We start from the raw sequence: 19877 nt of genomic DNA, 5'->3' as shown, positions 1-19877 counted from the left end.
GCGAGCTTGCAGCTATTTGTTCGAGGCCTCGCCTGAGGTGCCGGCATCGGATCCTCCACGAGGTTTGATCTCTTGCAGGAATGGATTGCTTCGTCGCTCGTCGCCAATGCGGCTGCCGGGGCCGTGGCCGCAGATGAAGCCGACGTCGTCGCCGAGCGGCAATACCTTGTCGCGGATCGAATCGAGAAGCTGCTGGTGATTGCCGCCGGGCAGGTCGGTGCGGCCGATCGAGCCGTTGAAGAGGACATCGCCGAGATGAGCGAAATTCTGGGAACGGTTGAAATAGATGACGTGGCCGGGGGCGTGGCCGGGCGTGTGGTAGACCTCGAACTCATGGGTGCCGAAAGAGATCTTGTCGCCGTCCTTCAGCCAGCGGTCGGGCACGACGTCGCGCAATCCTGATATGCCGTATTTTTCAGCCTGCGTTTCGATCCGCTGCAGCAGCGGCAGATCGTCCTGATGCGGGCCGACCACATCGATGCCGAGGGCCTCCTTCAATTCACTGGCGCCGCCGGCATGGTCGAGATGGCCGTGTGTCAGCCAGATTTCCTTGATGGTCAGGCCGTTCTGGGCAATCGCCTGCAGGATGAGCGGCACGTCGCCGCCGGGATCGACGACGACGCCTTCCTTGGTATCGGGATCGAAGAAGATCGTGCAGTTCTGCTGGAAGGGTGTCACCGGAATGATGCCGGCCTGGAGCATACCCATAAGTGCCTCGCTTCGTGTCTCTGTTGCTTCGGGTATAGTCCGAAACCGCGGCAAGGACAGCCGGAATCTTCCGCCATTGCGGCCTGCCTCACGGCAAAGAGACGGACTGCAACAAGAGTTTATGCCTCTCTTCGCCATTGCCTTAGAGCGGAAAAATCGAATTTTCTTCAATTCTTCAAGGCACTTGGATGAAATCTCCGACAAGCGGCGTTTCGCTGGGCGGAGTGCCGGGGAACATCGTGGAACCCCGCGCGTTGTCAGCCCATCGAAACCAAGGAGACGCTCATATGACCTTGAAGAGAAACATTCTGTTGGCTGGAGCCGTGCTCCTGGCGAGCGGCGGCCTTGCGCAGGCGGAGATGATGGCGACGACGGTCAATGATCTCAACGTTCGCGCCGGTCCTGGTCCGCAATATCCCTCGGTCGGCCTTGCCACCCGCGGCTCGACCGCGGTGCTCGACGGTTGCATCGAAGGCAGCCGCTGGTGCCGTGTCGACGTCAACGGCATGCGCGGCTGGGTCTATGCCGATTATCTACAGGTCGATCACGGCGGCAGCTCTGTCATCGTCGAGCAGCACCGCGCCGAGATCGGCGTTCCCAGCGTGACTTACGAGTCGACCGCGAGTGTCGTTCCGGCCGATCCGCAGCCGGCGCCGGGCGACGAGTTGCTCGGCCCCGTCGGAGCGGTCGAGACCATCACCCCGCCGGAGACGGTCCGCACCTATATCGACACCAATCCGGGCGAGACGGTGCAGCTTGGCGGCGATGTCGTCGTCGGCGCGGAAGTGCCTGCAGACGTCACCTTCCAGACGATTCCCGACTACGAGTACCGCTATGTCAGGATCAACGACCGGCCGGTGCTGGTCGATCCCGGTACACGCCGGATCGTCTACGTCTATCAATGACGTGATCGACAGAAACTGAGGCGAGGCGGACGTCGGACCGCCTCGTTTCGGGGCGTTTCTTCCTGCCTTAATCCCGCATCGGTTGATTTTCCTTAACGCTTTCCTCCAAAAAACATGATAATATACTAATATGCCGAAGGTTCGGCATGGATCGGCGGTCGGGGAGATCGCCAGAGGAGGAAATCATGGAAGCGCTACTTCCGCTCATCACACAATTGATTGCCGGTGCAATCGGCGGCAACGCCGCGAGCGCCGCTTTGAAGCAGCAGGCGATCAATGTCGTCGCCCGTACGATCGCCGGTGCGATCGGCGGCGTTGCCGGCGGTATGCTGCTCAGCATGGTCGGTGGGGAAGCGGCTATGACCGGCCTGATCGCCGACGGCATCGGCGGCCTGATCGGCGGCGGCATTCTCTCTACGCTCGCCGGACTGGTCATGGCACGGGCGCATAGATAAAAAGGCCCGACGGGTCTGGATCTACAGCGCCGCGCGTCTTTTCGAGAGCCGCAAAGGACGCTGTAGCACTTTGAATTGCTGCATCCTAAAATCGATTCCGATTTTAGGAATTATGCAGTGGCCGGGCCAATTGCGTGAGGGCCTTATCCGGCGGCGATCGCCGGCGGATAAACTTCCTTCATGTCGTCGTTCATCAGCGTTTCGGAGATTGTCGACGGCGTGAAGCGAGGTCGATGACCGTCTGGCGGGTGATGCCGTTCAGGAAGCAATTCGGGGGTCGGCGTGTGAATGACGCCATCCTTGATGAAGAAGGTGTTGGCGCCGGTCGCCTCAGTGACCTGGCCGCGATAATCGAGCATCATTGCATCTGCGTAGCCCTTGGCTTCGGCGGCGTGCTTGGAAATGGTGCAGATCATGTAAAAACCGGCAGCCTTGGAGGCGCGGGGCGCCGTCTTCGGATCGGGACGGCGGTATTCGGCGATATCGAGGCGGACGCCCTTCAGCTTTTCGGTCGGGTTGAAATAGCTACCCCATTGCCAGATGGCGACGTTGATGCGGTTGGCCTGCGCCCAAACGCCCATCATCTCCGGCGCTTAACGCGCCATGCCTGTTGATTGTTGTCCCCATTACGTTTTATCCACAGACGCAAGAGGAAATCGCGTATCGCGTCGGAGTACCGGGACGGGCCTTGGTTTCCGGGGAAATGCCAGGGAAATGAGAGGCCGTGCGGAGCTCCCGCAGAGTTCGCGGAAGCTAATAGCGACCCAAATTTATGTCAATAAGGCTGACATATCTTCGCGAAAGCTTCCGGCAGCGCGCGGAAAAAGAAAGGAAATGCCGAGTGTCACGACAGACCGGCCCGAAAGCAGGCAAGCCAGAGCCGCTAGCCACGCCGATGGAAGATACTGATATCATCGATTTCGAGATCATCGAGCTGTTCTTCTTCGCCTATCGCGACTTCGTTTCCGATCCTGACACTATCCTCGAAAAGAGCGGCTTCGGTCGAGCGCATCACCGCGTCGTGCATTTCGTCAACCGCAATCCCGGCATGACGGTAGCCGATCTTCTCGAAACGCTGAAGATCACCAAGCAGAGCCTTGCAAGAGTGCTGAAACAGCTGATCGACTCAGGCTATATTCGCCAGGTGGCAGGTCCTGAAGACCGGCGGCAGCGCAAGCTCTATCCGACGAAATCGGGACGAGAGCTGGCGCTTGCCCTTGCCGAGCCGCAATCGCGCCGCATTGAGCGGGCATTCGAAGGGGCTTCTGCGGAGGTGCGGGAGGGCGTAAAAGCTTTCCTCAGCGGCATGCGGGACAGACAGAAGGCGGATTGAATGGCGGTCAAGACAGATATTTCCGATGATGCGGCGCACTTGCTGGTGGTCGATGACGACTCCCGCATCCGTGCGCTGCTCAATCGTTATCTCGCCGAGAACGGCTTCCGCGTCACCGTCGCCGCCGACGGCGCCGAGGCGCAGCGCAAGCTTGCGGGTCTCGACTTCGACCTGATCATCATGGATGTGATGATGCCCGGCGAATCCGGCATCGAGGTTACCCGCGGGCTTCGCGCCATCAAGAACGTCCCGATCATCATGCTGACGGCGCTGGCAGAATCGGGCAACCGCATCGAAGGCCTTGAGGCGGGCGCCGACGACTATCTTTCCAAGCCCTTCGACCCACGCGAACTGGTGCTGCGCATCAACAACATCCTGCGCCGCAACGCCGGCGGCGAGGGACCGAAGATCGAACAGGTGATGTTCGGCCCCTACACTTTCTCGCTGACCCGCAAGGAGCTGAAGAAAGCCAGCGAGGTGATCCGGCTCACCGACCGCGAGCAGGAGATCATGCTGCTCTTTGCGCGGCGCGCCGGCGACACGATCCCCCGCCATGAACTGATCGGCAACGATACCGAAGTCGGCGAGCGGACGATCGACGTGCAGATCAACCGGCTGAGGCGTAAGATCGAGGACGATCCCGCCAATCCCGTCTGGCTGCAGACCGTGCGCGGCATCGGATACAGGCTGAGCATCGACTAAACTCAAGGTTCGGGACCGGCGCTGATGGTGACGATCGACAGCTTGCGGCGGGAAGACCGCACTTCTGCGCCGGGCTGGCGCTCGATCGTCCGCTGGCTGCGCCGGCGGTTGCCGACCGGACTTTACGCGCGTTCGCTGCTGATCATCATCATTCCGATGGTGCTCCTGCAATCCGTCGTCGCCGCCGTTTTCATGGAGCGCCACTGGCAAATGGTAACGGAGCGGCTGTCGCTTGCAGTTACCCGCGACATCGCCGCGATCATCGAGATCATCGAGACCTATCCGCAGAATTCGGACTATAGCGAGATCATCCGCATCGCCCGCGACCAGCTCAGCCTGCAGATCTCGATCGAGCCGGACGGCGACCTACCGCCACCGCGCGTCAAGCCGTTCTTCTCGATCCTCGACGGCATCCTCAGCGACGAGATCACCGACGAGATCCATCGGCCTTTCTGGATCGACACGGTCGGCAACTCGAACCTCGTCGAGATCCGCATCAAACTCGACAACAAGATCCTGCGTGTGCTGACCAAGCGCAGCCAGACCTATGCCTCGAACACGCATATCTTCATCGTCTGGATGGTCGGCACCTCGCTGGTGCTGATCGGCATCTCGATCCTCTTCCTGCGCGGCCAGATCCGGCCGATCCTGACCTTGGCGCGCGCGGCCGAAAGCTTCGGCAAGGGGCAGAAGCCCGATAATTTCTATCCGCGGGGCGCCGACGAGGTGAGGCGCGCCGGCCTTGCCTTCATCCTGATGCGCGAGCGAATCGAACGGCAGATCGAGCAGCGCACCGCGATGCTCTCCGGCGTCAGTCATGATCTGCGCACCATCCTCACCCGCTTCAAGCTGCAGCTGGCGCTGGCCGGCGACAATCCCGATCTGCATGGCCTCAACGATGACGTCAACGACATGCAGACTATGCTGGAGGCTTATATGGCCTTTGCACGCGGCGAGGTCGAAGAGGATGTCGGCGAGCTGAGACTCAGTGAGATCTTCGCGAAGCTGGAATCCGATTTCGCCCTGCACGGCAAAAAATTCAGCTACTCCATCGAAGGCGATGACGATATCTCCGTCAGGCCGAACGCTTTCATGCGGCTCGTCACCAACCTTGCCTCGAATGCTCGGCGTTATGCCGATAGGCTCGACATCGAGGCCAAGCACAATGCCAAATGGCTGACCGTCATCTTCGACGATGACGGGCCTGGCATTCCCGAAAAGAACCGTGAGGACGTGTTCAAGCCGTTCTTCCGGCTGGATACGGCGCGCAACCTCGATGCATCAGGTACCGGGCTCGGCCTTGCGATCGCCCGCGACATCGCCCGCAGCCACGGCGGCAACGTCACGCTCGGTGACAGCCCGCTCGGCGGGCTGAGGGCCACGATCCGCATCCCGGCCTAACAGGCCTGCGCCAAATGGGCAGCATATCAGGTGGACTGCAGCGATACATTGAGCGACACGAGCAGCTGTCTTTTCGCGGCCTCGAACGACGCCGATGCCCGATCACGCTTCCTCGGCAGGTCGATGCTGATCTCATCGAGAATGCGACCCGGCCACGGTCGCATCACGATGATCCGGTCGGCGAGGACGAGCGCCTCGTCGATATCATGCGTCACCAGCACGAGCGTTGGGCGCGTTTCGGCCCATATGTCGAGCAGGTGATCCTGCAGATCGGCGCGCGTGAAGGCATCGAGGGCCGAAAAAGGCTCATCCAGCAGCAGCACCTCCGGTCGGGTGATCAGTGCACGGGCGATTGCCACCCTCTGGGCCTGGCCGCCCGACAACTCCTTCGGCCAGCGTCCGCCCAATTTCGCGAGGCCGACCTTTTCCAATGCGGCCTCCACCCGCTGCCTGCGATCATCGCCTTCGAGTTCGGTGAGGCCGAAGCCGACATTGTTGGCAACGCTTAGCCAGGGGAAGAGGCGGGGCTCCTGAAAGATCAGATTGATCAGCGGATGCGGCTTGGTGACCTGTTCGCCATTCAGCTCGACCGTTCCCTGCGTGGGAATGTCGAGGCCGCTGATCAAACGCAGCAACGTGCTCTTGCCGCAGCCGGATCCGCCGATGACGGCGACGATTTCTCCCGGAGCCAGCCCGAGCGAGAAACCCTCCAGGGCACGCACTCCATTTGCATAGGTTTTTCCCAAATTTCGCAGCGTCAGCATTGGCTTATCCCTCGCGCCTGTAGCTGTCCTGCCAGGTCAGGAAAGGTGTCGTCGTCGCAAGCAGCAGACTGTCCGTCAACTTGCCTGCGACCGCGAAGGTGATGATGGCAGCCATGATCTGGTCAGGCTTGCCCATTTGCTGGCCATCGACGAGGAGATAGCCGAGGCCCTCCGAAGCTCCCATGAATTCCGCTGCGACGACAAACATCCAACCGAGACCGAGGCCGGATCGCAAGGCAGTCACATAGGCCGGGAAGACCGCAGGCAGCATGACCCGCCGCAGCAGTGCGAAACCGGAAAGCCTGAAGATGAGCCCGACCTCGACAATCTTGCGATCAATCGAGAGAATTGCGCCCGAGACGCCGAGATAGACCGGAAAAAAGACCCCGACGGCGATCAAGGCCACTTTGGATGTCTCGAAGATCCCGAACCAGAGAATGAAGAGCGGCACCCAGGCGATTGAGGGAATGGAGCGGAGCGCCTGAAGCGACGGATCGATCAGTCGGCGGGCGAGCCCAAAATATCCAGTTATAGCGCCGGCGATCGTGGCCGTGACGGCGCCGATCGCAAATCCGAAGAACACCCGGACGATGGTGATGCCGATATGATCGAGCAGTTCGCCGGACCTCAAGAGCACCCATAGCGTCGCGGCGACCCTGGATGGCGGCGGCATGAGACGGCCTGAGAACCAGCCGGCCGCGACGGCAATCTCCCAGAACAATAGCCCGAGCGCAGGCAGCAGCATGGCCAGCGCCACCCTGTTGCTCACGCCATAAAAGATCGACGCCGCGACCAAGCGCGGCGTCCTCGTTTCCGTCTTGATACCGGTTTCGGTCAAGTCCGTCATAGCGATGTTCTATGCTCTGTTACTGGGTTTTCCCGACGGCAAAACGATCGTCGATCAGCTCGTTCGTGACTTCGGGAATGTCGACGTCTGCGGGCAGGACACCGGCGCTTTGCAGGGCGATACCCGCTTTCGAGATCGTATCGCGCTGCAGGTCGCCGATCGTCGATTGCGAGATGTCCGTCCGCTCCAGCTGCTTGGCGATCACTTCGTCCGGCAGCTTTGCCGCTTCCACCAGCACCGCCTTGAGTGCCGCAGGATCGGCAAGCGCCTCGGCCCGTGCCTGCTCATAGACGGCGATGACTCGCTTGATTATGTCGGGATGTTCGGCGGCAAATGTCTCGGTCGTATTGAGCACGCCCCAGCTGTTGTTTTCCGGCTTGCGATAGAAGAGCTTCGCCTTGTCGTCCACTTCGGCGGCCGCCATAAGCGGATCGAGCCCGGCCCATGCGTCGACATCGCCGCGCAGAAGCGCCAGCTTGCCGTCGGCATGCTGCAGCAGTACCAGCTTCACGTCCGATTGTTTCAGGCCGGCATCCGCCAAGGCACGGACGAGAAAGACATGCGGATCGGTGCCGCGCGTCACCGCGATCGTCTTGCCCTTCAGATCCTGAACGGTGGCAATCGGACTGTCGGCGCGGGTGACCAGAGCCGTCCATTCGGGGCGCGAATAAACATAAATGGATTTGATCGGATTGCCGTTGACCCGCGCGATCAGTGCCGCCGCACCCGCCGTCGAGCCGAAATCAATCGATCCGGCGTTCAGGAATTCCAGCGCCTTGTTCGAGCCGGCGGATTGTACCCAGCGAATGCTGATATTGTCCTTGGCGAATTCCTTTTCCAGCAGGCCTTCCTTCTTCAGAAGAACACTGACCGGGTTATAGGTCGCCCAGTCGATCCTGATTTCCGAAAGATCGGCCGCGTCAGCCGATGACAGCCCCAGCCCCAAGGCAACCGTGACACCGATCACCGCCGAACGAAACACGCCCATAATTTATTCCTCTCCTTACCATTGCCATCGATAGGTTGAGATAACCTACGGACACCGGAGACAGGCGGGAAACCTATAACGTCTATTTCTATGGAATTTGTGGAAATATTTTTCCTCTGCCGCGCGGTGCGGTGCGCAATATCAAGAAAGCGGATACGCCGGAGAGGGCCGGCTGACAGGTTGACAAAAAGAAAGCGCCGCTGAAGAGCGGCGCTTGGCATCAGGGACGATGGCGAAATCAGCCGGCGGTGCAGAAATGGCTGCGGCCGTCATAGCCGATATAGGTGCCGCTGCGCGGATCGAAGGAGCGGTAACGGTAGGAGCAGTAGCGCTGCCATTGCGGCGACCAGGGCTCAACCGCTGTGCGAACCGGCGCGTAATATTGCGGCTGGTCGACATAGACGCGGCGGGGCGCGCGATAGACCGGAGCGGGCTCGTAGTAATCCGGCTCGTAGGCTGGGTCGATGTAGCGGCGCTCTTCGTAAACCGGACCGTTATTGGCATTGGCGATGGCAGAGCCGACGATCAAGCCGGTCGCAAGGCCGACGGCGCCGCCGACCCACGCATCGTTGTTGCCGTGATTGCCATGGCGCCAGTGGCGGTCGCGGGCCGACGCTTCACCGATGGCGGAAAGCGTGAGTGCGGCAGCGGTTGCCGTCAGCAAAAGGGTCTTGGCGAGCCTGTTCATAAGCATAATCCTAATCCCGGGAACCGAACGCCGGTCCCTTTCTCGATGGTCACAGTCGTACAGACCTGTAGCTGAACGAAGGCTGAACGACAAAACCCGGCATTGCTGCCGGGCTTCAACTCGAATTCGCCAGCCTTGTTAAGGGTTCAGCCCGCAATCTGCAAATTGACGGCCTTCGGCCCCTTGCCGCGGCGATCCGGCTCCGTGTCGAAGCTTACCTTCTGGTTTTCCGTCAGACCGGCCAGGCCGGAGGCCTGAACGGCAGAAATGTGAACGAAGATATCGGCGCCGCCCCGGTCCGGCTTGATGAAGCCGAAGCCTTTATCGGTATTGAAGAATTTTACAGTGCCAGTCTCTGCCATGCCTCAGGTCCTTTTCTCTCTGCCCGCCATCCACACGGGCAGCATCATAGCATTGCCTCCTTGCGGGAGGTGTTGGCAGGCAATTCTTGAAATTTGAGAAAAAGGTCCCCTCTACCTCGGCCTGTCCCAGGCAGGACTTTCGCCCGCCATTTTCGGAACCGGCTGACCGGAATATTAGCGTTCCCGGCGCGCAAATACTTAAGGACTTCCCATGCTCGCAAAATGCCCGAACGCGCTGAGAGTGCTGCGTTTAAAGGATTTTGGCAAGCAAAAGTTTTTTAACGTGTCGTTCCGGGCACACCCCTGTCGATCTCCAATTTGCGCAAAAACGCAAAATTTCCTTCGCCGATAGGGAATGATTAACGTTTTATATCGTCTGCAATATAAGTTCCGAGCAGATTTTCCCAAAAATGCAACGTGAACGCGTCTCTTGCGGCAGATGAATTTTTTTCCGATGCGTGACTCGCCCATATTTGGACGCGTGTTCACGCGGCTGGCAGGTGCCGCTGGGTGAACCCGGGCACGAGCTCGACCACAAGCATAGCGATAAACACTAGCGCGCAACCTGCATAACCTGTTGCCGGCATCGTTTCGCCGAGCAGCAGGGCTGCAAGTGAGGCACCGAAGAGCGCTTCGGAAGAAAGAAAGATCGCTGCCTGCGAGGGTGTCGTGTAGCGCTGGCCGATCACCTGCAGCACGAAAGCCACGCCTGAGGAGAAGATGCCGACATAAAGGATCTCCGGCGCCGCGGCCCGTATCGCCGAAAGGCTGACCGGTTCGACGGCTGCGGCAACGGCCAGCGCACAGACCGCGGTGACGGCGAATTGCACGGCGGAGAGCGCGAGCGGCCTTCCGGTCTCCGAAACGGTCGTGCCGGCAAGGGTGATCTGGATCGCCCAGAAGACGGCGCAGACGACGGTCAGCAGATCGCCTGATGTCAGCGCCGAAAGATGGCCGCCGGACAGCAGATAGATGCCGGTGACCGCCATCAGCGCGCCCGGCCAGATGATCCAATGCGGAGCACGGCGCAGGAAGAACACGGCGATAACAGGCACGAAAACGACGTAGAGGCCGGTGATGAAGCTGGAATTCGTCACCGTCGTCGTCTGCAGTCCGACCTGCTGCGTGGCTGCGCCGCCGAAAAGGGCAAGGCCGATCAGGATGTAGAGCTTGGCATGACGTGCGCTGGTCTTCTCCGTTGCCTTGCGCGCTTCAAAAAGGACAAAAGGCAGCACGGCCAGGGTGGCGACGGCAAAACGCAGGCCGATGAACCAGAAGGGGCCGATCGCCTTCATCGCCGTCGACTGCGCGACGAAGCCGCCGCCCCAGATGGCAGCTGCAAGCAATAGGAGGAGGTTCGCCTGAACGCGCGTCATGTCGTCCTCGATGGGAAGGAGATGTGCCCGAGCGGTTAGCAGTTGCGTTTGCTTTCGGCAAGGGTGAAGACTTCGTGCCGGTTGACGGAGGTGAAGACATGCGACGCGAGGAACGGAAGCCGGCCGGCGATGCGGCGGTAGCTGGGACAGCAGGCTATTCCGGCACGCCGCTCGTCAGGAAACTCGGCCTCGCACAGGGGCAGGCAGCCGCTCTTCTCGGCATTCCCGAAACGATCGGCGACATCAATGGTTTCGCGGGTTTTGCTTCGGTCGTCCATGCGCTTCCCGAGACGCCTCAGCGTGCATTCGACTACGTGCATCTGTTTACGACAGAACGTGCGGCGCTGGAGGCCATCGCGCCAGCGCTTTTTTGTGCCCTGAGACCGGACGGTATGGTCTGGATCTCCTGGCCGAAGAAGAGTTCAAGGGTTTCGACCGATATCACCGAGGACGTGCTGCGGGATGTTCTGCTCCCAACCGGTCTGATCGACGTCAAGGTCTGCGCCGTCGACGAGATCTGGTCCGGGTTGAAATTCGTCATCCGCAAGGAACTGCGCGGCGCGTTGTGACGTCTCAGCCGTTACGGGCTTGGGCTCTCGAGATCCTGAGCAGCGCGCCGTCGTCCTCGTCCGTCACCATCAGCAGGGCGCCGTCGGGGGCGACGACGACGTCGCGGATGCGGCCGTATTCGCCTTTAAACAGGCGCTCCTCGGCGACGAAGGCGCCGGTTTCGTCACGCTGCATGCGCGAGAGCAGCTGGAACTTCAGCGCCGCGACGAGGAAATTGCCGTCCCATTCCGGGAACATGGCGCCGCGATAGACGACGAGGGCGCCAGGCGCGATCGAAGGATCCCAATAATGCAGCGGCTGTTCCAGCCCTTCCTTGGCTGTACCTTCGCCAATCTCCGCGCCCGAATAGTCTCGGCCATAGGTGATGATCGGCCAGCCGTAATTCTTGCCGGCCTCGGGCTGGTTGATCTCGTCGCCGCCGCGCGCACCGTGTTCGACGGTATAGAGCTTGCCATCCTTGGCGTCGAAGGTGATGCCCTGCGGGTTGCGGTGGCCTTTCGACCAGATTTCCGGCAGCGCCTTGCCGCCGTCCTTGAACGGATTGCCGGCAGGGATGCTGCCATCGGCATTGATGTGGATGATCGAGCCGGCATCGTCCTGCCAGTTCTGCGAGCGGTCGCCGTTGCCGCGATCGCCGACGCTGATGAACAGCGTACCGTCACCTGATATCGCGATGCGCGAGCCGTACTGGATATTGCCTGACGTGAAGCGCCGCATGCTGAAGATAGGCGTCACGGCGTCGAGTGTCTTCTCGTCAGTGGAAAGCGTGGCGCTGAAGGCTTCGGTGCCGGAGCCCTGCCTGTTGGCGATGGCGGCGGTGAAATAGAGTTTGCGAGATGTCGCAAAGTCCGGCGCGAGCGCCACGTCCATCAGGCCACCCTGGCCACGGGCACTGACCTTGGGCACGCCGCCAATCGGGTCGGAGACCTTGCCGTCGCGGATGATGCGCATGCGGCCCGGCCGCTCGGTGACGAGATAGGCGCCATCGGGCAAGACCTCGACCGCCCAGGGATGTTGAAGGCCATCGACGAGTTTGTCGACGCGGACGGCGAGATCCTGCGTCTTGACGGTATCGGCCGCATCCGCGGAAACGGCGCCGAACAGGGCCAGCGCTGCAGCGAAATGGAAGGCGGACACTCTCTTCATCTTGCTCCCCGTCGTCTCTTAATCTTGAACGTGGAGCGGACAGGGAAGGGCTTCAACCTCATTGGGTCTGCAATAACGGCTTTGTGTTTGCCGGTTGAACGGAGCCGGTCGCCTGGCTATCGACCAATTCTGCCTCGAGGATATAGCGCAACGGCCCGCGTTCGATGGCATTGAAGGGCCAGCAGGTGGTCAGCACCAGGCGGTGGCCATCGGAGGAGGGATCGATGCCGTTGGCATCCCACGGGGCGATGCGGCCCTCGCCGGCCTTGAAGGTCAATAGTTTGCCGTCGCGGCGAGTGACCTCGATCGTATCGCCGGGCCTTATATATTGCAGCCAGCGGAAATGCGTGTCGCGATGGGCGGCAATGACGGAGGTGCCTTCCTCGCCGGGCTGCGGCGTGTTGGCGAGCCAGGCCGGGCCGAATGCCAGAGCCTCGCCAGAGGCGCCGGAGAGCACGATCGCTTCCTTGCCGAGGCGCGGGGCGCGCACCTTGGCCTCCGTGGTGAAATCCGCCCAGGGCCAGGGTTTTGTCTCTTTCCCCTGCAGTTCCGCGGCAAAGGCGCGTTTCAGCAGGATCTGGGAGAGCTCGGCCTTCGCCTTCAGCAGGAAGCCGTCGCCGATCAGCGCCAAGCCATAGAGGGCAAGGCCGGCGATGGCAAAGGCGATCACCTTTTCGATCGAGGAAAGACGCCAGAGGAAGAAACCCTTCTTCTGGCGCATCTTCGGTCTGTCATAGGCCGTGGCGGCGGCCATGGCGAGTTCCAGATAGCTCGGAAGCGGTTCGAATTCGGCCGCTTCCTCGTTCTGGCTTGCGGAGAGCCTAGAGACCATTTCGCTTGGCTCCGACCGCGATAATGCCCTTGAGGCGCCGCCGCCAGACGGCCAGCCCGCTTGCCGCCGTCAGCGCCAGGAGCAGCATGGTCAGCCCGCGGATGATCTGCTCGTCGGCGCGCGTCGCCGTCTGCGGCAGGTTCACGGTCGAGCTCTTCTGCGCGATCATGGTGGCCGCCTTGGCGGTCGGGGCTGCGGCCATCATGTTTGCGATCTCAGGCGATGCAACAAGTGCCTGTGTTTCGGCTGCAGCCTGCTCCGGTCCGGCGTTTCCTGCCGGCGTAGCCGAGCCATGGCGTTCTAGGCCGCCAAGAGGGGCAGCGTTTTCACCGAAGACTTTATCGAAATCCCAGCCATCCGGCAGATTGAGCGGCAGCTTGGCCGAGCCGAGCGGCTGATCGGCCGGGCGCGACGGGGTTACATCGACGGCAACCAGGCTGGTGACGCGGGAGACGAGATGGTGGGCGAGCGCCACTGTCTCAATATCCTTGTCGAGCGCGGCCGGATCCCGACGCTCATAGGCGCGGGCCTCGAAATCGTCGATCTTGCGGCGCGCCCAGAGCTTGGAAATGCCGCTGCCGTCGGCGGCATTGGCGATATCCATCTCGACACGCCAGGGCTGGTCGCCTGTCTTGCCGATGATCTGCAGCTTGCCGGCGGGCTTCGCCTCAGGCAGCTCTGCGGTCAGCACGACGGGCTCGCCGCTGTAGAGGTCCGGCATCGGGTTCGGCGTGATATTCTCGGCTTCGATGCCTTCGAAGGTGGCAGTGATATCGGTCATGGCTGGGTTCTGCAGCTTGGCGAAAAGCTCGCCCATGCGGCTTGCCACCTGGTCGGTCGAGCCGATCGCCGTGAAGGTGCCGCGGCCGATCTCGGCGGCCTTGGTCATGAAATAGGTGTTCGGCGCCGAGCCGATGCCGACGGTGAAGACACGGGCATCGCCGCGATTTGCGGTGATTTCCTGGAAGAGCTGCCGTTCGTTGCCGATCGCGCCATCCGTCAGGAATACGACCTGGCGCAATACTCCGCTTGCGACCGGTCCCTGGTTTCGCAACGCATCCTCAAGAGCAGGCAGCATTTCCGTGCCGCCGTCAGCGGTGAGGCCTCTGACATAGGCGATCGCCTTTTCGCGATTGTCAGGCGTCGCAGCAACGAGACCCTTGAAATAGTCAGTCATCGTATCGTCGAAACGGATGACGTTGAAGCGGTCGTCGGGGTTCAGCTTGGAGATGGCAAGCGCCAGGCTCTGCCTCGCCTGCTCGATCGACGGGCCGGACATGGAGCCGGAATTGTCGATGACGAAGACCACCTCGCGTTTTGCCGCCGGCGCTGCCGCATCTGGGGCCGTGGGCGGGGTGACGAAGGCGAGCAGATAGGTCTTACCATCAATCACTTCGCGGAAGAGGCCGGCACTCGGCATTTTGCCGGGAGCGGCCTTCCAGGTGAGCTCGAAATCCTTATCGGCGGGAACGGTGTCCGCCTTCAGGCTGATCGTCCTCGCCTGGTCTCCATGCTGGCTGATATCGACCGCGTGGAAGGACGATTTGACATCGCCGAGCGGGAAACCGGCCTGGAGGTCGACGGTCAGCGAAACCGGATTGATCCTGGCGTTCTCACGCGGATCGAGCACGGGGGCTTCGATCTTGTCGCGGTTTTCCACCGGGTCGCGCGGCGTGGCGAAACCGGCGCCATTGTTGAATTCGACAGTCTGGACGATCGGCGCCGGATTGTAGCGCGGAGCGACGACCATCGGGAAGCGCAGCGAGAACTCGCCGCCCGACTGGTGGATGGTCTGCTGGTATTCGATCTGGACGACGATGGTTTCGCCGGGACCGATATTGGCGACCTGGTTGGTGAAGATGTTCGGCCGCTGCTGCTCGAGCAACGCCGTCTTCTTGCCCTCCGCCTTGGCCTGCTCGTAGATCTCGCGGGCTTCCTGGCGCGGTTTGATCTGGCCTTCGATGAAGCGTTCGCCGATCTGCATTTTCAGCGCGTCGACGGCGGAACTGTCCGGTAGCGGGAAGACGTAGGTGCCTTCGACCCAACCCTGGCTCGGATTCTGGAAGCGCTGCGTCACCTTCACCCTGGCGATCGGGCCGGAGACATCGATGGCGACATCGGTCTTCAGCCGCGGCGCTTCGACATAGAAGCCCGGCTCCTTCGACGGAAAGAGCAGCGAGCCGCTATTGACGTCGTTCGGCCGGACAAGCGCTGTGAGCTGGGCGGATGCCTGCGGCGTCTGCCCGGCGCGGGCGGCGGAGGCAAGCCCCAGTATCGCGGCGATGCAGGCGGCAAAGGCGGTGACGGCAACAAGGACTGAAACGGAAATTCGGCGCGCACGAATGCGCCCTATGGCAAACTCATCTTCCAGAAACATTGGCATACCCTCAATAACCAATTTCGGATGCCGGATGATGCGGCTTCGATCTCGGCGCGCTCGCGACGGAATTGCGGCGTGGCGCGGCATTTGTTGCGGCTTATTCGTGGCAATGATCGAATTCGACGATGCCACTGATTTCAGCGGATAAATCCGGGTGACTTCAGAGATTGATTCAAGATCTGCGCATGGCGTTTCGACCGCGTGACGCAAGCTTCTCCAAAGGGGGCGGCATGCCGGGTGGGCGGCGTGGCGAACCGATCAATAAGAATCATGCCACCATGACGCCTTTCCGCTTGAAATGCCGTCATACATTGGACATAGAGCTAACCGCAGAACTCCGGTCCCGGCTTTCTGTCCGTTTCAACCATTAGGACCGTTATCATGGCTTTCCTTGCCGATGCTCTTTCCCGTGTGAAGCCTTCAGCCACCATCGCCGTCTCCCAGAAAGCGCGCGAGCTGAAAGCAAAAGGACGTGACGTCATCGGCCTTGGCGCGGGTGAGCCGGATTTCGATACGCCCGATAATATCAAGACGGCCGCCATCGACGCGATCAACCGCGGCGAAACGAAGTACACGCCGGTTTCCGGTATCCCGGAACTGCGAAAGGCGATCGCCGCCAAGTTCAAGCGCGAGAACGGCCTCGATTATTCCTGGGAGCAGACGATCGTCGGCACCGGCGGTAAGCAGATCCTTTTCAACGCCTTCATGGCGACGCTGAACCCCGGCGACGAAGTCGTCATCCCGGCGCCCTACTGGGTTTCTTATCCTGAGATGGTGGCGCTGTGCGGCGGCACGCCGGTTTTCGTTTCGGCCACCCAGGAGCATAACTTCAAGCTCCAGGCCGCCGATCTTGAAAAGGCGATCACGCCGAAGACCAAGTGGTTCATCTTCAACTCGCCGTCCAACCCGACGGGGGCGGCCTATACGCAGGACGAGTTGAAGGCGCTGACGGATGTGTTGATGAAGCATCCGCAGGTCTGGGTGCTGACCGACGACATGTATGAGCACCTGACCTATGGCGACTTCAAATTCGTCACTCCTGTGGAAGTCGAGCCGAAGCTCTACGACCGCACGCTGACGATGAACGGCGTCTCCAAGGCCTATGCGATGACCGGCTGGCGTATCGGCTATGCGGCCGGCCCGATCCAGCTCATCAAGGCCATGGATATGATCCAGGGGCAGCAGACCTCGGGTGCGACGTCGATCGCCCAGTGGGCAGCTGTCGAAGCGCTGAACGGCACGCAGGATTTCATCCCAGCGAACAAGAAGATCTTCGAAGGCCGCCGCGATCTCGTCGTTTCGATGCTGAACCAGGCCAAGGGCATTGTCTGCCCGGTGCCGGAAGGCGCCTTCTACGTCTATCCGTCCTGTGCCGGCCTGATCGGCAAGACGGCGCCGTCGGGCAAGGTGATCGAGACGGACGAGGATTTCGTTTCCGAGCTTCTGGAAACGGAAGGTGTTGCCGTCGTTCACGGTTCGGCCTTCGGTCTCGGCCCGAACTTCCGCATCTCCTACGCGACTTCGGAAGAGCTGCTCGAGGAAGCCTGCCGCCGCATCCAGCGCTTCTGCGGCGCCTGCAAGTAAGCGGTTCTCAAAAGCACCAATCGAAGGCCCGCTGGCGACGGCGGGCCTTTTCTATGCGAAGACGTTGACGATGTAGCTGCATGTAGCTACATTTGCCTCCATGAAGACCGTTTCGATCCGTGATGCGAAGAACCGCCTGACCGAACTCGCCCGTGAGGTCGAGGAAGGTGAAACCATTGTCGTGACACGCAACGGCCGGCCGGTGTTCGATCTCGTGCCGCATCAAAAACGCGGCGGTTTGAACCTGGAGGCCGGCGAAGCCTATCTTCGTTCCAAGGGTATCGCGCGGACGGAGATGTATATCGCCGACGACTTCGACGATCCTTTGCCGGAAGATTTTCTTCTCAAGCCGCTGCCGTGATCATGCGTGTGCTACTCGACACGCATATGATCATCGCAATCGTCCAACGAAAGCTGACGGACCGTTTTCCTGATGTCCAACGCGTGCTTTTGCACGCCGCGACCGAAGGTTTCGTCAGCGTCGCGAGCCTTTGGGAAATCGCGATCAAGACACGACTTGGCAAGTTGCAGCCGGGACTAACCCTGGACGTTATTCCAGCCTACCTGCAGGGCACCGGGCTGACGATCCTGCCCATCGATATCGCGCACGTCATCACCGCCGCCGACCCCGAGCCGGAGACGCGCGATCCCTTCGATCGCTTGCTGCTCGCTCAGTGCAAGGTCGAGGGACTGCAGCTTGCAACAGTCGACCGGCTGCTCGTTGATCATCCATTGGCGCTGCGGCTCTAAGTTCACGTTCCGATTCAACATGCTGCACATCCAAATCCGCTTTGTCTCGCAAGTCGTTGAATTCCGATTCAAATCGTGACGCAGAGTGACGGTCAGGCGGGTGATCTGCGGTTGCGGGTTGGCATTAAACCAACTAGATATCCGGCATCAGTTTAAGTCGCCGCTTCGGGAGGCCGGGATTTTGCAGCAGAGTGCCGTCATCGTCTGTTCGGATGTCAACATGCTGCCGGCCGCCTGCTGCACCCTGCTTTCCGTCAAGCGCAATCTCTCAAGTTCCACTGTGGAGTTCCTGCTTCTCGGCATCGACCTCAAGCCGAACGAGATCGCCGAGGTCGAAAATTTCGCTCGGCTGCACGGCATGGCAATCAAGGTGCTGCCCTACAATACGCCGGATACGGCGCTGCAGGCGCGGGGCCGCTGGTCGGGCGCGACGCTGGCGCGGCTCTACATGGATCTGCACATTCCAGAACATGTCGCGCGGCTGCTTTATCTGGATGCCGATGTGCTTGCGGTTGCGCCGGTCGACGACCTATTCGCCATGGATTTGCAGGGCAAGGCGCTTGCCGCCGTAGACGATTATGTCATGGCCTTTCCCGAGAAGGCCGGCGCACGGCAGCGAAAGATCGGCATGCGCGAGGGCGGCCGCTATTTCAATGCCGGCGTCCTGCTGTTCGACTGGTCGGCCTGCCGGTCGAGGGGGCTTTTTTCCGGGACGCGGAAGATCTTCGAGGAGCGGTCGCATCTTTTCGAGAATAACGACCAGGATGCGCTGAACGTCACTTTCGATGGCAACTGGCTGGTGCTCGATCCGCGCTGGAACACGCAGACCGGCCTTCTGCCTTTCGTCGGCCGGCCGGCAATCATCCATTTCACCGGCCGGAAAAAGCCGTGGCAGGCGACTGTGCCGTGGGTGCATCGTCGGATGGCCAGGCGTTATGCAGAGGATCTCGCCAATACGCCATGGGCTTTCTTCTGCAGACAGCCGTCGATGACGGGCCGGATTGCGGGGTTCCTTTCGCATTTGGGAAAGCGGATCGGCGGGCTGGCGCGGCTGGCGCGAACACGCGCTTATTTCAGCAACAGCTAGTGGGACGACCGAGCGCATCGTCCTTGGAAAGTGCATGTGAGCCGATATGGAAGCAATCCCCAGCGACACCCAGACCATGCCCGCCCCGGATAGCGGCTTCAATTTCCTGACGCCGGAGGCGTGGAAGGCGCTGTTGTCGCGCTATTCCCACGTCGTGCTGGTGGCAAACAGCGAAGCCGTCGATTTCGAGCGGCTGCGAAGCGAATTGCCGGAGACGGCGCTCTACGTTTTCTTCAACAAGGTCTACAAGGTGCTCGACGAACCGTTCGTCGGCCATTCCATGCTGGTTGCCCGCAGCGACGTGATGGGCGCCCATATCGTCCACCGGCGCGAGGTGGCGAATGTCTTGCGCTTCTTTGGCGGCGGCAATTTCCTCGGTGTCGTCAACATTCGCGTTTCCGTCGAGGAAAATCTTAGCGAAAAGAGCCGCTTCGAAGGCGCTCAGACCCGTCACCTTGATCTGACGCAAATGCTTGCCGATCTCTATCCGATCGGCAAGATCGCGACGAGCGGCTTTGCGGTAGCGATGTGGCTCGGCGATCTACAGTTGCCGGGCAAGATCCTACTTGCTGGCTTTTCGGCGAAGCGGAGCGAGAAGTGGAAGGTGTTCGACGTGCACGATTGGACGTTCGAGCAGATCTTCCTCCGTCTCTTTGCGCGCATGGGTTCGATCTCGATGATGGGCGGCGTCGATGCCAGCCCCTATGCGGCACTCGCCAAACGGTTTCCTGAGGTGCCGCCGATCGAGATCGCGATGACCGCGGCTGAGGTCTTGTCAGAGCGGCTCGACAATACGAACAGCCAGATCGACAGGCTGATGTCCGTTACTAAATTCATACGCGCCATCGACAATTTCTTTCGGCGGTTCAAACCGAAAACCCGCAAGCAGCGTTTTCTCGAAAAGTCGAAAGGATGACTGTCGCCGGCCGTTGCTAACAGGCGGGGGTGGCCAAGAAAGCTGCTTCCGATACCAATCAATTCATCGCTCTATACTGGCGA

General features: G+C 60.8%; 21 protein-coding genes and 1 pseudogene. 11 read left to right on the top strand and 11 right to left on the bottom strand.

The window, feature by feature from the left end:
* Positions 1-12 precede the first annotated feature (12 nt).
* Positions 13-708: an MBL fold metallo-hydrolase gene (locus GFM02_RS22735; protein WP_168270726.1), complete on the bottom strand. Its 696-nt coding sequence runs from the start codon at positions 706-708 to the stop codon at positions 13-15.
* Positions 709-995: 287 nt separating this feature from the next.
* Here GFM02_RS22735 and GFM02_RS22730 point away from each other — a divergent pair, with 287 nt between their 5' ends.
* The gene (locus GFM02_RS22730; RefSeq protein ID WP_168322875.1) at positions 996-1613 is read left to right on the top strand and encodes a DUF1236 domain-containing protein; all 618 of its coding nucleotides are present in this window, start codon (positions 996-998) and stop codon (positions 1611-1613) included.
* A gap of 185 nt (positions 1614-1798) precedes the next feature.
* Positions 1799-2068, top strand: a complete 270-nt coding sequence (locus GFM02_RS22725) for a hypothetical protein (protein ID WP_003541697.1) — start codon at positions 1799-1801, stop codon at positions 2066-2068.
* A gap of 143 nt (positions 2069-2211) precedes the next feature.
* Here GFM02_RS22725 and GFM02_RS22720 read toward each other — a convergent pair.
* A pseudogene (locus GFM02_RS22720) lies at positions 2212-2655 on the bottom strand (aminotransferase class IV); the annotation flags it as partial.
* Between the two features lie 254 nt (positions 2656-2909).
* On the opposite strand from GFM02_RS22720, the gene GFM02_RS22715 reads away from it, so the two are divergent.
* From GFM02_RS22715 to GFM02_RS22705, 3 genes are read left to right on the top strand one after another with little or no spacing between them, the layout of a single operon-like run.
* Positions 2910-3401, top strand: a complete 492-nt coding sequence (locus GFM02_RS22715) for a MarR family winged helix-turn-helix transcriptional regulator (protein ID WP_168322874.1) — start codon at positions 2910-2912, stop codon at positions 3399-3401.
* Entirely contained in the window at positions 3402-4103 is a 702-nt protein-coding gene (locus tag GFM02_RS22710) for a response regulator (RefSeq protein ID WP_011652933.1), read from the top strand.
* Positions 4104-4127: 24 nt separating this feature from the next.
* The gene (locus GFM02_RS22705) at positions 4128-5504 is read left to right on the top strand and encodes an ATP-binding protein (RefSeq protein WP_020051028.1); all 1377 of its coding nucleotides are present in this window, start codon (positions 4128-4130) and stop codon (positions 5502-5504) included.
* 26 nt (positions 5505-5530) lie between these two features.
* On the opposite strand, the gene GFM02_RS22700 is transcribed toward GFM02_RS22705, so the two are convergent.
* The 6 genes from GFM02_RS22700 to GFM02_RS22675 all read right to left on the bottom strand — a co-directional run bounded on the left by GFM02_RS22700 (position 5531) and on the right by GFM02_RS22675 (position 10529).
* Positions 5531-6268, bottom strand: a complete 738-nt coding sequence (locus GFM02_RS22700; protein ID WP_168322873.1) for an ABC transporter ATP-binding protein — start codon at positions 6266-6268, stop codon at positions 5531-5533.
* Positions 6269-6272: 4 nt separating this feature from the next.
* Positions 6273-7115 carry an ABC transporter permease gene (locus GFM02_RS22695; RefSeq protein ID WP_168322872.1) on the bottom strand — a complete coding sequence of 281 codons (843 nt, stop codon included), beginning with the start codon at positions 7113-7115 and terminating at the stop codon, positions 6273-6275.
* A 19-nt stretch (positions 7116-7134) separates the two neighbouring features.
* Positions 7135-8103, bottom strand: coding sequence for an aliphatic sulfonate ABC transporter substrate-binding protein (locus tag GFM02_RS22690; RefSeq protein ID WP_168322871.1), 969 nt, complete (start codon positions 8101-8103; stop codon positions 7135-7137).
* A gap of 238 nt (positions 8104-8341) precedes the next feature.
* A complete protein-coding gene (locus tag GFM02_RS22685) occupies positions 8342-8797 on the bottom strand; it encodes a BA14K family protein (protein WP_017961454.1) in 456 nt (151 codons plus the stop codon).
* A 140-nt stretch (positions 8798-8937) separates the two neighbouring features.
* On the bottom strand, positions 8938-9153 hold the full coding sequence (locus GFM02_RS22680; protein WP_003561293.1) for a cold-shock protein: 216 nt from the start codon (positions 9151-9153) through the stop codon (positions 8938-8940).
* Positions 9154-9638: 485 nt separating this feature from the next.
* Entirely contained in the window at positions 9639-10529 is an 891-nt protein-coding gene (locus GFM02_RS22675) for a DMT family transporter (protein ID WP_020051024.1), read from the bottom strand.
* 98 nt (positions 10530-10627) lie between these two features.
* Between GFM02_RS22675 and GFM02_RS22670 the strand changes: the two genes are divergently transcribed.
* Positions 10628-11098 carry a DUF3052 domain-containing protein gene (locus tag GFM02_RS22670; RefSeq protein ID WP_168270730.1) on the top strand — a complete coding sequence of 157 codons (471 nt, stop codon included), beginning with the start codon at positions 10628-10630 and terminating at the stop codon, positions 11096-11098.
* A 4-nt stretch (positions 11099-11102) separates the two neighbouring features.
* Here GFM02_RS22670 and GFM02_RS22665 read toward each other — a convergent pair whose 3' ends face one another.
* Genes GFM02_RS22665 through GFM02_RS22655 form a run of 3 tightly spaced genes read right to left on the bottom strand, consistent with a single transcriptional unit; the run spans position 11103 to position 15454 of the window.
* Positions 11103-12245, bottom strand: a complete 1143-nt coding sequence (locus GFM02_RS22665; RefSeq protein WP_168322870.1) for a PQQ-dependent sugar dehydrogenase — start codon at positions 12243-12245, stop codon at positions 11103-11105.
* 58 nt (positions 12246-12303) lie between these two features.
* Positions 12304-13077, bottom strand: coding sequence for a class GN sortase (locus GFM02_RS22660; protein ID WP_168270732.1), 774 nt, complete (start codon positions 13075-13077; stop codon positions 12304-12306).
* Positions 13067-15454 (bottom strand): marine proteobacterial sortase target protein, encoded by a 2388-nt coding sequence (locus GFM02_RS22655; protein WP_168322869.1) that lies wholly within the window; start codon positions 15452-15454, stop codon positions 13067-13069. The genes GFM02_RS22660 and GFM02_RS22655 overlap by 11 nt, the downstream gene beginning before the upstream one ends.
* Before the next feature lie 384 nt (positions 15455-15838).
* On the opposite strand from GFM02_RS22655, the gene GFM02_RS22650 reads away from it, so the two are divergent.
* The 5 genes from GFM02_RS22650 (at position 15839) to GFM02_RS22630 (ending at position 19794) form a co-directional block, all read left to right on the top strand.
* Entirely contained in the window at positions 15839-17041 is a 1203-nt protein-coding gene (locus tag GFM02_RS22650; RefSeq protein WP_018495440.1) for a pyridoxal phosphate-dependent aminotransferase, read from the top strand.
* Between the two features lie 100 nt (positions 17042-17141).
* On the top strand, positions 17142-17402 hold the full coding sequence (locus GFM02_RS22645) for a type II toxin-antitoxin system Phd/YefM family antitoxin (RefSeq protein ID WP_020051018.1): 261 nt from the start codon (positions 17142-17144) through the stop codon (positions 17400-17402).
* 2 nt (positions 17403-17404) lie between these two features.
* Positions 17405-17791, top strand: a complete 387-nt coding sequence (locus GFM02_RS22640; RefSeq protein WP_026265364.1) for a type II toxin-antitoxin system VapC family toxin — start codon at positions 17405-17407, stop codon at positions 17789-17791.
* A gap of 100 nt (positions 17792-17891) precedes the next feature.
* Entirely contained in the window at positions 17892-18878 is a 987-nt protein-coding gene (locus GFM02_RS22635) for a glycosyltransferase family 8 protein (protein ID WP_168322925.1), read from the top strand.
* Positions 18879-18924: 46 nt separating this feature from the next.
* Positions 18925-19794 (top strand): 3-deoxy-manno-octulosonate cytidylyltransferase, encoded by an 870-nt coding sequence (locus GFM02_RS22630; protein WP_168270735.1) that lies wholly within the window; start codon positions 18925-18927, stop codon positions 19792-19794.
* The last annotated feature ends 83 nt before the right edge of the window (positions 19795-19877 follow it).

This window comes from Rhizobium leguminosarum bv. viciae, from assembly GCF_012276115.1.
In the GTDB taxonomy this organism is placed as follows: Bacteria; Pseudomonadota; Alphaproteobacteria; order Rhizobiales; family Rhizobiaceae; genus Rhizobium; species Rhizobium leguminosarum_T.
The sequence above is the reverse complement of the archived record's forward strand: the minus strand, read 5'-3'. Positions and strand labels throughout refer to the sequence as shown.

What these genes read in the sequence shown, in the direction of transcription:
- GFM02_RS22665 (WP_168322870.1), bottom strand. Translation starts at nt 12,245, where the DNA reads ATGAAGAGAGTGTCCGCCTTCCATTTCGCTGCAGCGCTGGCCCTGTTC.
- GFM02_RS22725 (WP_003541697.1), top strand. Translation starts at nt 1,799, where the DNA reads ATGGAAGCGCTACTTCCGCTCATCACACAATTGATTGCCGGTGCAATC.
- GFM02_RS22655 (WP_168322869.1), bottom strand. Translation starts at nt 15,454, where the DNA reads ATGTTTCTGGAAGATGAGTTTGCCATAGGGCGCATTCGTGCGCGCCGA.
- GFM02_RS22735 (WP_168270726.1), bottom strand. Translation starts at nt 708, where the DNA reads ATGGGTATGCTCCAGGCCGGCATCATTCCGGTGACACCCTTCCAGCAG.
- GFM02_RS22640 (WP_026265364.1), top strand. Translation starts at nt 17,405, where the DNA reads ATGCGTGTGCTACTCGACACGCATATGATCATCGCAATCGTCCAACGA.
- GFM02_RS22630 (WP_168270735.1), top strand. Translation starts at nt 18,925, where the DNA reads ATGGAAGCAATCCCCAGCGACACCCAGACCATGCCCGCCCCGGATAGC.
- GFM02_RS22710 (WP_011652933.1), top strand. Translation starts at nt 3,402, where the DNA reads ATGGCGGTCAAGACAGATATTTCCGATGATGCGGCGCACTTGCTGGTG.
- GFM02_RS22670 (WP_168270730.1), top strand. Translation starts at nt 10,628, where the DNA reads ATGCGACGCGAGGAACGGAAGCCGGCCGGCGATGCGGCGGTAGCTGGG.
- GFM02_RS22705 (WP_020051028.1), top strand. Translation starts at nt 4,128, where the DNA reads ATGGTGACGATCGACAGCTTGCGGCGGGAAGACCGCACTTCTGCGCCG.
- GFM02_RS22645 (WP_020051018.1), top strand. Translation starts at nt 17,142, where the DNA reads ATGAAGACCGTTTCGATCCGTGATGCGAAGAACCGCCTGACCGAACTC.
- GFM02_RS22730 (WP_168322875.1), top strand. Translation starts at nt 996, where the DNA reads ATGACCTTGAAGAGAAACATTCTGTTGGCTGGAGCCGTGCTCCTGGCG.
- GFM02_RS22700 (WP_168322873.1), bottom strand. Translation starts at nt 6,268, where the DNA reads ATGCTGACGCTGCGAAATTTGGGAAAAACCTATGCAAATGGAGTGCGT.
- GFM02_RS22660 (WP_168270732.1), bottom strand. Translation starts at nt 13,077, where the DNA reads ATGGTCTCTAGGCTCTCCGCAAGCCAGAACGAGGAAGCGGCCGAATTC.
- GFM02_RS22650 (WP_018495440.1), top strand. Translation starts at nt 15,839, where the DNA reads ATGGCTTTCCTTGCCGATGCTCTTTCCCGTGTGAAGCCTTCAGCCACC.
- GFM02_RS22695 (WP_168322872.1), bottom strand. Translation starts at nt 7,115, where the DNA reads ATGACGGACTTGACCGAAACCGGTATCAAGACGGAAACGAGGACGCCG.
- GFM02_RS22680 (WP_003561293.1), bottom strand. Translation starts at nt 9,153, where the DNA reads ATGGCAGAGACTGGCACTGTAAAATTCTTCAATACCGATAAAGGCTTC.
- GFM02_RS22675 (WP_020051024.1), bottom strand. Translation starts at nt 10,529, where the DNA reads ATGACGCGCGTTCAGGCGAACCTCCTCCTATTGCTTGCAGCTGCCATC.
- GFM02_RS22685 (WP_017961454.1), bottom strand. Translation starts at nt 8,797, where the DNA reads ATGCTTATGAACAGGCTCGCCAAGACCCTTTTGCTGACGGCAACCGCT.
- GFM02_RS22690 (WP_168322871.1), bottom strand. Translation starts at nt 8,103, where the DNA reads ATGGGCGTGTTTCGTTCGGCGGTGATCGGTGTCACGGTTGCCTTGGGG.